Annotated in this window: 9 protein-coding genes; 3 read left to right on the forward strand and 6 right to left on the reverse strand. The window is 53.6% G+C overall.

The window, feature by feature from the left end:
• The first annotated feature begins 106 nt into the window (after positions 1 to 106).
• Both I4V53_RS12935 and I4V53_RS12940 read left to right on the forward strand, forming a co-directional pair.
• Positions 107 to 682 carry a chromate transporter gene (locus tag I4V53_RS12935; RefSeq protein ID WP_195986110.1) on the forward strand — a complete coding sequence of 192 codons (576 nt, stop codon included), beginning with the start codon at positions 107 to 109 and terminating at the stop codon, positions 680 to 682.
• Positions 679 to 1,242 (forward strand): chromate transporter, encoded by a 564-nt coding sequence (locus I4V53_RS12940; protein WP_278275340.1) that lies wholly within the window; start codon positions 679 to 681, stop codon positions 1,240 to 1,242. Before I4V53_RS12935 ends, I4V53_RS12940 begins: the two co-directional genes overlap by 4 nt.
• Positions 1,243 to 1,284: 42 nt before the next feature.
• On the opposite strand, the gene I4V53_RS12945 is transcribed toward I4V53_RS12940, so the two are convergent.
• The 6 genes from I4V53_RS12945 to I4V53_RS12970 all read right to left on the reverse strand — a co-directional run bounded on the left by I4V53_RS12945 (position 1,285) and on the right by I4V53_RS12970 (position 6,199).
• On the reverse strand, positions 1,285 to 2,010 hold the full coding sequence (locus I4V53_RS12945; protein ID WP_195986111.1) for a MerR family transcriptional regulator: 726 nt from the start codon (positions 2,008 to 2,010) through the stop codon (positions 1,285 to 1,287).
• A gap of 120 nt (positions 2,011 to 2,130) precedes the next feature.
• Positions 2,131 to 2,583 (reverse strand): cupin domain-containing protein, encoded by a 453-nt coding sequence (locus tag I4V53_RS12950; RefSeq protein WP_353616530.1) that lies wholly within the window; start codon positions 2,581 to 2,583, stop codon positions 2,131 to 2,133.
• A complete protein-coding gene (locus tag I4V53_RS12955; protein ID WP_195986112.1) occupies positions 2,580 to 3,413 on the reverse strand; it encodes a helix-turn-helix domain-containing protein in 834 nt (277 codons plus the stop codon). Before I4V53_RS12955 ends, I4V53_RS12950 begins: the two co-directional genes overlap by 4 nt.
• A 452-nt stretch (positions 3,414 to 3,865) precedes the next feature.
• Positions 3,866 to 4,780, reverse strand: coding sequence for an alpha/beta fold hydrolase (locus I4V53_RS12960; RefSeq protein WP_195986113.1), 915 nt, complete (start codon positions 4,778 to 4,780; stop codon positions 3,866 to 3,868).
• The gene (locus tag I4V53_RS12965; RefSeq protein ID WP_195986114.1) at positions 4,771 to 5,301 is read right to left on the reverse strand and encodes a GNAT family N-acetyltransferase; all 531 of its coding nucleotides are present in this window, start codon (positions 5,299 to 5,301) and stop codon (positions 4,771 to 4,773) included. Before I4V53_RS12965 ends, I4V53_RS12960 begins: the two co-directional genes overlap by 10 nt.
• 37 nt (positions 5,302 to 5,338) lie before the next feature.
• Positions 5,339 to 6,199 carry an alpha/beta fold hydrolase gene (locus I4V53_RS12970; protein ID WP_286167155.1) on the reverse strand — a complete coding sequence of 287 codons (861 nt, stop codon included), beginning with the start codon at positions 6,197 to 6,199 and terminating at the stop codon, positions 5,339 to 5,341.
• A gap of 348 nt (positions 6,200 to 6,547) precedes the next feature.
• Here I4V53_RS12970 and I4V53_RS12975 point away from each other — a divergent pair, with 348 nt between their 5' ends.
• Entirely contained in the window at positions 6,548 to 6,721 is a 174-nt protein-coding gene (locus tag I4V53_RS12975; protein ID WP_195986116.1) for a DUF6364 family protein, read from the forward strand.
• The last annotated feature ends 197 nt before the right edge of the window (positions 6,722 to 6,918 follow it).

The following is a 6,918-nucleotide window of genomic DNA, read 5'->3' on the forward strand; positions in this document are numbered from 1 at the left end:
CCCTCTTATCATGAATTCTGTTCATGCCTGTCATCCTATTTTAGCATTTCACAAATGGCAAAGCAATCGGTATAATGGATTTACATCATATGGAAAGGAAGATTGTATGAAAAAACCCCGGCTTTACCTGTGGCTTTGCGGTGTGAACCTGCTGATCAGCGCCTTTACCTTCGGCGGCGGATACGTCGTCGTCCCGATGATCAAAAAATATTATGTGACGCAAAAACACCTGTTCACCGAACCCGAGCTGATGGAAATGGCGGCAATCGCGCAATCGTCCCCCGGCGCGATTGCAATCAACCTGAGTATTCTGGCGGGAAAACGGGCCGCGGGCACGATGGGCGTGCTGATCAGCGGCGTCTGCTCGCTGATCCCGCCGATCATCATCCTGAGCTTTGTATCCCAGTGGTACGCGGCGTTTTCCGCCAACCCGTACCTGGCGGCGGTTTTAAAGGGCATGCAGGCCTGCGTCGCCGCGATGATGGCAGACCTGATTCTGAATATGTACCAGGCGATCTTAAAGGAGAAGTCCGCGTTGCTGTGCTTTCTCGCGCCCGCCGCTTTTATCGCCTGCTTTTTCCTCAATGTCAACGTGATCCTGATCCTGCTTGTCAGCAGCCTGCTGTGTCTGCTGACGCTGTTCTGGAAGCTGCGCTTCGGGAAGGAGGGGCCCGCCGCGTGATTATCCAACTCATCTTTACCTTTCTGAAAATCGGCATGTTCAGCATTGGCGGAGGCTACGCGATTATCCCCCTGATTCAGGAGCAGGTCGTTACCCAGCAGGGCTGGATCGGCGAAAAGGTCTTCACGGACATCATCACGATTTCCCAGATGACGCCCGGCCCGCTGGCCGTCAACACCTCCACGTTTGTCGGCATTCAGATTGCGGGCATTCCGGGGGCGATCGCGGCCACGTGCAGCTGCGTGATCTCCGGCGTGTTGATTTCCATCCTGCTTTATGAGTTTTTTAAAAAATACAAAAGCTCACAGTATATCTTCCGCATTCTGAACGGGCTGAAGGCTTCCTCGCTGGGACTGATCATGGCGGCGGGCCTGACCATCCTGCTGCTGACCTTCTTCGGCGCCTCCGACTACCACGACGTCAACCTTTGGAATGTGGACCTGGTCGCCGTTGCGCTGTTCTGCGCATCGCTGTTCTGCATGCGGAAATGGAAGACCGGGCCGGTCTGCACGATGCTCGTCTGTGGGGTGGTCGGCCTGTTCGCCTATTCCATTTTTTAAGCAAAACAGGGAGCCGGGCAAATCGCCCGGCTCCCTGCCTGTTTATCGATCTTCCGCTGTTTCCACGCACCAGTCCTTTTTGCCACAGTGCGTGCAGGTCAGCTTCCTGGTCTTCGGCGTGTGACCGGCCAAAAGGAATTCCCGGAATATGGGCCGAAACGCCGCGCCGCACGCGGGGCAGAGATAGACGGTACTGCGGTAATACATCCGCGTCAGAAGCGTACAGATCACAACTGCAATGGGAAGAACCACCGCAAACGGAATCCAGTTTCCATAAAAGCCCCAAAGCATCAATGTAATTACCTCTGCAATGGTGCACAGGCTTCCCCAAAGCACCAGGGTCAAATGGACACGGCGCAGTTTTCTCTTTCTGTTTTCCATCATAATGTGTTCTATGCCGCTCTGTAAATTTTCCGGGATAGCCTGCGTCTTTTCGAGACATGCCCGCGCGGCGGCGATGGTTTTCTTTTGCTCCGCTTTCTCCGCGAGCTCTGCGTCAAGCTGTTTTTCCTGTTCATCCAGCAGGAGCAGCAGGACCTTCTCCGGATGCTCGCTTTGCAGAATCCCCTTGATCGATTCCAGCGAAAGCCCCAGCGATTTCAGCAGGCAGATCAGTTTCATCTGTTTCAAATCCGCGTCCGTGTATAAACGCCGCCCGCCATCCGTCAGCTCCGACGGATGCAGCAGCCCCTTTGTATCGTAGAACTGCACGGTCCGCACGGAAACGCCGCACTGTTTTGCCAGCTCCCCGGTCGTATATTTCGACATAGAATTCACCTCCTTGCCCTTACCATACCGCATGACGCCGCGTCACAAGCAAGAGGTGACGCAGGGGGATTTTTATATTTTGCCCGTTTTCTGTCCAAATCCTCTGCAAAACCGGTTTGTTTACTCGTTTGGGTCGGATGACCAATCCGAAAGCCGGCCCGCCGGCCCAAACGCTTCCCGCCGGTCGCGCAGCAAAACGATCTGCTCATCCGGATAATACGCGACGTCGCCTTTCTCCACGGTGCCGACGTCCAGAATCTCCAGCGGTTCCGGCCCGGGATTGTAAAACTGGTGGGCACATGCGCCGCAGGGCTTCGCCACAAAATCTCCCGGACGTACCTCGCGGATTTCCCCGTCCATGCGGAGCGTCCCCGTCCCAGAGAGGATCAGGAAGAATTCCTCCTGCAGGCTGTGCGAATGGTATTTCGCACTGTAGGTCCCCGCGGGCAGGCGGTCGATGTTGACATAGAGCTTCTCGCTCCCGGCGGCTTTTCCCAGATAAGCGGTCGCCACGCCGCCCGCCCAGACCGTAACCGCCTCCGGGGGCATCTGATCCTTATGGAATAGATTCACGCTGGTTCCTCCTTTGTCTTTCGCTTTCCAATACTGAATAGCACGGCGGCCACTAAAAGGCCGACCAGAACCGACAGAAGATTCTGCACCCATTCCATCGGCGTGCCCAGCGCCCGCGCGACCACCAGGTCCAGGCCGAAATCCAGCGCCGGCATCAACAGCATGGCGATGCTGGCGCAGCTCCAGCGGTTCCATTTTGTATAGCAGAACAGCCAGCAAAGCGCCCACAGGTACGCCAGCCCCAGCACCGACGCCGGAACGCCCATCGGCAGCAGCCAGCCGGTTACCGGGCTGTTCACCTCTATGATCCATAAAAACGGTACAATCCACACCGTCAGGGAAAGCATCGCCTTCGCCACCCGGTTCTTTTTACACCAGACCAGCGGCGCGAGCACCAGCCAGACGAACGCAATGGAACTGATGGGAAAAACCGACCAGGTAAGGTTCGCGTTCAGCGCATAGTCGCAGATGCCGCATACGAGCATCGCCAGCAGGAACACCGAGGTCATGACGGTCATCACCAGTTCCGCTGTGATGCGTTTTTTCTTTTTTACGACCTGATCCGCATATTCCAGCGCGTTTTGCACCACCCGCTCCGTCTCCGGCGCGGGCTGTTCCTCCGGTTCGCCGCTGAGCAGCTCGTTCATGCTGACGCCCAGTTCCTTTGCCAGCACCGGAATCGTTTTAATATCGGGGTACCCCTGACCCCGCTCCCATTTTGATACCGCTTTGTCCGTCACATGCAGGCGGTCCGCCAACTGCTTCTGCGTCATGCCAAGTTTTTTTCTCCGCTGCATGATCCGCAGCCCAATCTGATTTTCTTCGTTCATGGTATTCATCCTTTCCTGCATGCCCGCTCTGCGGCGGTCTGCTCTACCAGTGTACCAGCCGCCCGCGCAGAAAACAACCGACAATGCATGGAAAACAGCCGGGTAAACGAATCGTAGAGTCGTTTACCCGCTGTCCGCCAGGGAAATACGCGCCGCCCGCGCAGGAATCCGGGCACGGCGGGCCTCCGGCTGCTTTTGCGGCCATATGCAAAGGCGGTTTTGTTCCACTTTTCAATGGGCTGTATTGTAACAGGCCCTTTCCATTTTACAAAAGCATGCCCGCAATATCCTGCCATTTCCGGATATTGCGGGCATATTTCTATCATTTCATCGCCGGATTCGCCTGTCCGGCACAGGATGCGGAATCCCCAACAGTCTTTGGGCGCGTCTCCAGGTATGGTAAATGCCTGCCAGCCTGACCCGCATGGTTTCGCCGCTCCTCCCAGACCGTTTTACTCCAGTAAACCGGCCAGCAGCTTGTTAAACCGGTCGCTTTCGCTCCACTGCGGGAAATGGCAGGATTTTTCAAACCAGAAGAATTGCTTCTCCGTTTCGATCGTGTCAAAGTACTCCTTTGCCAGCGCTGACGAAACATGGCTGTCATACCGCCCCTCCACCAATAAAATGGGCGACTGGTACCGCGTCACGCCCTCAAAGTCGACCTGCATCAGCTCCTGCCACAACGCTTTTATGGATCGCAGGCTCCCTTTCTGCCGCCGGTAGAGGTCAAAAAGCGTATAGTGTTTTGAGAACAGGAACGGACTGACCAGATCGCGGTAATTCGTCCTGTTATAAAGGGACCCCCGATGCTTTACCACCTGTTTGGTGACAAAAAGCAAATCGTCCAGCCAGCTGTCCGCCGTATAGGAGCAGTCGATTCCCTTCAGCCGTTCCAGCGCCTTTTGATCCGCGTGGGCGAGCGCAAATTCATAAGCCACCCGGCAGGATTTCTTCATATTGACCACCTGCCCGCAGCCGATATACGTATGGACCAGCTCCGGGTGGGACTGGGTAAACTTCAGCCCCAACACGCTTCCCCAGGAATGTCCCACCAGATACAGGGACTCCTTTTCAAAGCGCGCCAGCAGTATTTCCACCAGGGATTGAAGATCTTCCAGAAACGTGTCCAGCGTCAGCGCGCCGCCGTCAAACGCATCGTACGACTTCCCCGCGCCGCGCTGTTCCCAGACCACAACGGTGAAGCATGATTCCAGCGCTTTGTTATACCGCAAAACCAGCGGCAGCGCGGCGTCCCCCGGCCCTCCGTGGAGATAAAGAAGCAGGGGCGCGTCTTTCTTCTCGGCGCGTATGGACACATACTGCGGCGCGCCGTTGACCGGAATTTTCTTCTGTTCATCTATAAACATGATTTCTCCTGTATATCGTCTCTTTTTCTGTCAAGCGCGGGGCACGGTTCCAAATGATGGACCATGATGTATTCTTCCTTATTTTCCGCCGCAATCTGAAACCCCACCGCCAGATACATTCGCAGCGCGTAATTGTCTTTTTGCACCGCTAAAGAAGCCTGCGCATACCCGGCGTCTTTCAGATGCAACAGCATCCGGCGCATTAAATCGGTCCCGATGCCACGCCCGCGGTACTCCGGAACAAGGGAAACCGCAAACTCCGGCGTTTGACTGTCCACGCTGCCGTACCCGGGGATGATCCGCACCCAGACCGCGCCGACGACGGTTTGATTCACCTCGGCGCACAAGCAGTAATCACCGGTCTGCTTCCCAAAATTCCGGATATACTGCTGTAACGCGGGGCCGTTGATGATTTCTCTGGGAAGCCTGTTTGCCGCATCCCTTTGAAAAATCGCTTCATATAGAAAGTCTTCCAGCAGAGGGTACTCCGCCGGCCTCATTTCCCATATGGTATATTCCATACACACCGCCTTTCAAACTTTTTCAGCAGGCAAACCATCACTTTAAAAATTGGACGATCCTGCTTTTTTCCTCTTCCGTCAGAACATGCATATGTCCCCGGCCCTTCAGCTCATACAAAGTGCTGTCAGGAAGTATTTTTTCCGCTCTTTTCAGCACCTTTTTTGCAGGGAACAGACAATCATATTCGCCCGCCATCACAAGAACCGGCGCCGTACATCGCCGCATCTTTTTCCCGCTGACATTGGAGGGCATTCCGATTTTTGTTTTAACGTACTGAAAGCTGTTTTTCACGGTATCAAGCGTATCCGTATCCAGAACCTCCCTGGTGATCGCCATATACAGGGCCGCCCGCGTTATATACTTATCATCCTTTGTAGAAACGTACTGGAGCAGCGGGAGCATCATTTTGGCAGAGCCGATCGGAAATGCGTTGTTGATTCCCGATGGAACAACCAATACGCTTTTCACAATCTTTTCCGGCGCGACGCACATGAACTTTGCCAAAACTCCTCCGCCAAACGAACCGCCAAAGCAGCGAATTTGGTTAAAGCCCAATCCGCTTACCACCTCATTCGTCCATTTTCCATAATCGCAGCCATAGGGAGACAGGCTTACTTCCGCGCTCTTTCCAGGATGGCCGATAATATCAACCGCGTAAACATGGAAGTCCTTCAATAAAAACCTGCAAAGCAAAAGATGATAGGCAGTGGTGGAATTTCCTCCGTGGAAGACCAGCAACGGAGGTCCCTCCAAATTCCCCGTTTCCACCAGATGCGTTTGTCCAAAGGAAGTCGCAACGTATCTATCCTGATAGCCACAGCCGAGCTTTTCCAACTGGCTGTCATAGAGTTTTAACACGGCAGTTTTCCCGTCTTTGCTCTTATAAATTGTTTTCAATTTTTTACCTCGCAATCGTTCCCTTGTTCCGCCCATTCTTCCCAACAGATTTGTTTTTATTTTAACGGCTCTCCGCCGCAATGTCAAACCGAGAACTACTCCGGGTTTATCTTCTGACGCCGGTTTTGCACGGCATCAGGTTTTCCACTGTCCGGCGTTTTCCTGTGGAAAACCTGATGCAAATACGGCCTGCCCTTTTCAGGGATCGGCAAAGTTTTTCAGGATTTCTTCCCGGAAGTCCATTACAGCCACCCAACTTCCGCGCATAACGTATACTACTTTGTACTACTTTAGGCGATAAGCAAACCTTTTAAAGCATTTTATAGTATCCTGATACAGGGTGGTACAATGAAACCTTTAAAACAAAAGGTCAGTATTACGTTAGATGAAGAGGTCATTCAGAAAGTCCATTTCCTGGCAGAAGAAAACGACCGCTCCCTTTCCCAATACATAAATTTGGTTTTAAAAGACCATTTAAAACAGTCTGGGGAATTTGAAATAGGCATGAAAGACGTGATTTAAGATAACGCTGCGACACTCTTAAACTATGTTTTTACTTTATTGTGGGCACAGATGCAAGTCAGGACCCCCGGCAAAGCCGGGGGCTTGGGAAAGCCCTAGAAGGGCATGATACAGACAACGCCCCTGAAGGGGCCACGAATGGGTCGGCCAACTGCATTGCTGACTCATGGCGGGCCCCTAAAGGGGCATTACTTTTT

This window comes from Clostridium sp. D33t1_170424_F3, from assembly GCF_015667585.1.
In the GTDB taxonomy this organism is placed as follows: domain Bacteria; phylum Bacillota; class Clostridia; order Oscillospirales; family Acutalibacteraceae; genus Anaeromassilibacillus.

Bases quoted from the DNA above. Each gene is read 5' to 3' on its own strand.
- I4V53_RS12960 (WP_195986113.1), bottom strand. From the start codon at position 4,780: ATGTTTATAGATGAACAGAAGAAAATTCCGGTCAACGGCGCGCCGCAG.
- I4V53_RS12935 (WP_195986110.1), top strand. From the start codon at position 107: ATGAAAAAACCCCGGCTTTACCTGTGGCTTTGCGGTGTGAACCTGCTG.
- I4V53_RS12955 (WP_195986112.1), bottom strand. From the start codon at position 3,413: ATGAACGAAGAAAATCAGATTGGGCTGCGGATCATGCAGCGGAGAAAA.
- I4V53_RS12965 (WP_195986114.1), bottom strand. From the start codon at position 5,301: ATGGAATATACCATATGGGAAATGAGGCCGGCGGAGTACCCTCTGCTG.
- I4V53_RS12945 (WP_195986111.1), bottom strand. From the start codon at position 2,010: ATGTCGAAATATACGACCGGGGAGCTGGCAAAACAGTGCGGCGTTTCC.
- I4V53_RS12975 (WP_195986116.1), top strand. From the start codon at position 6,548: ATGAAACCTTTAAAACAAAAGGTCAGTATTACGTTAGATGAAGAGGTC.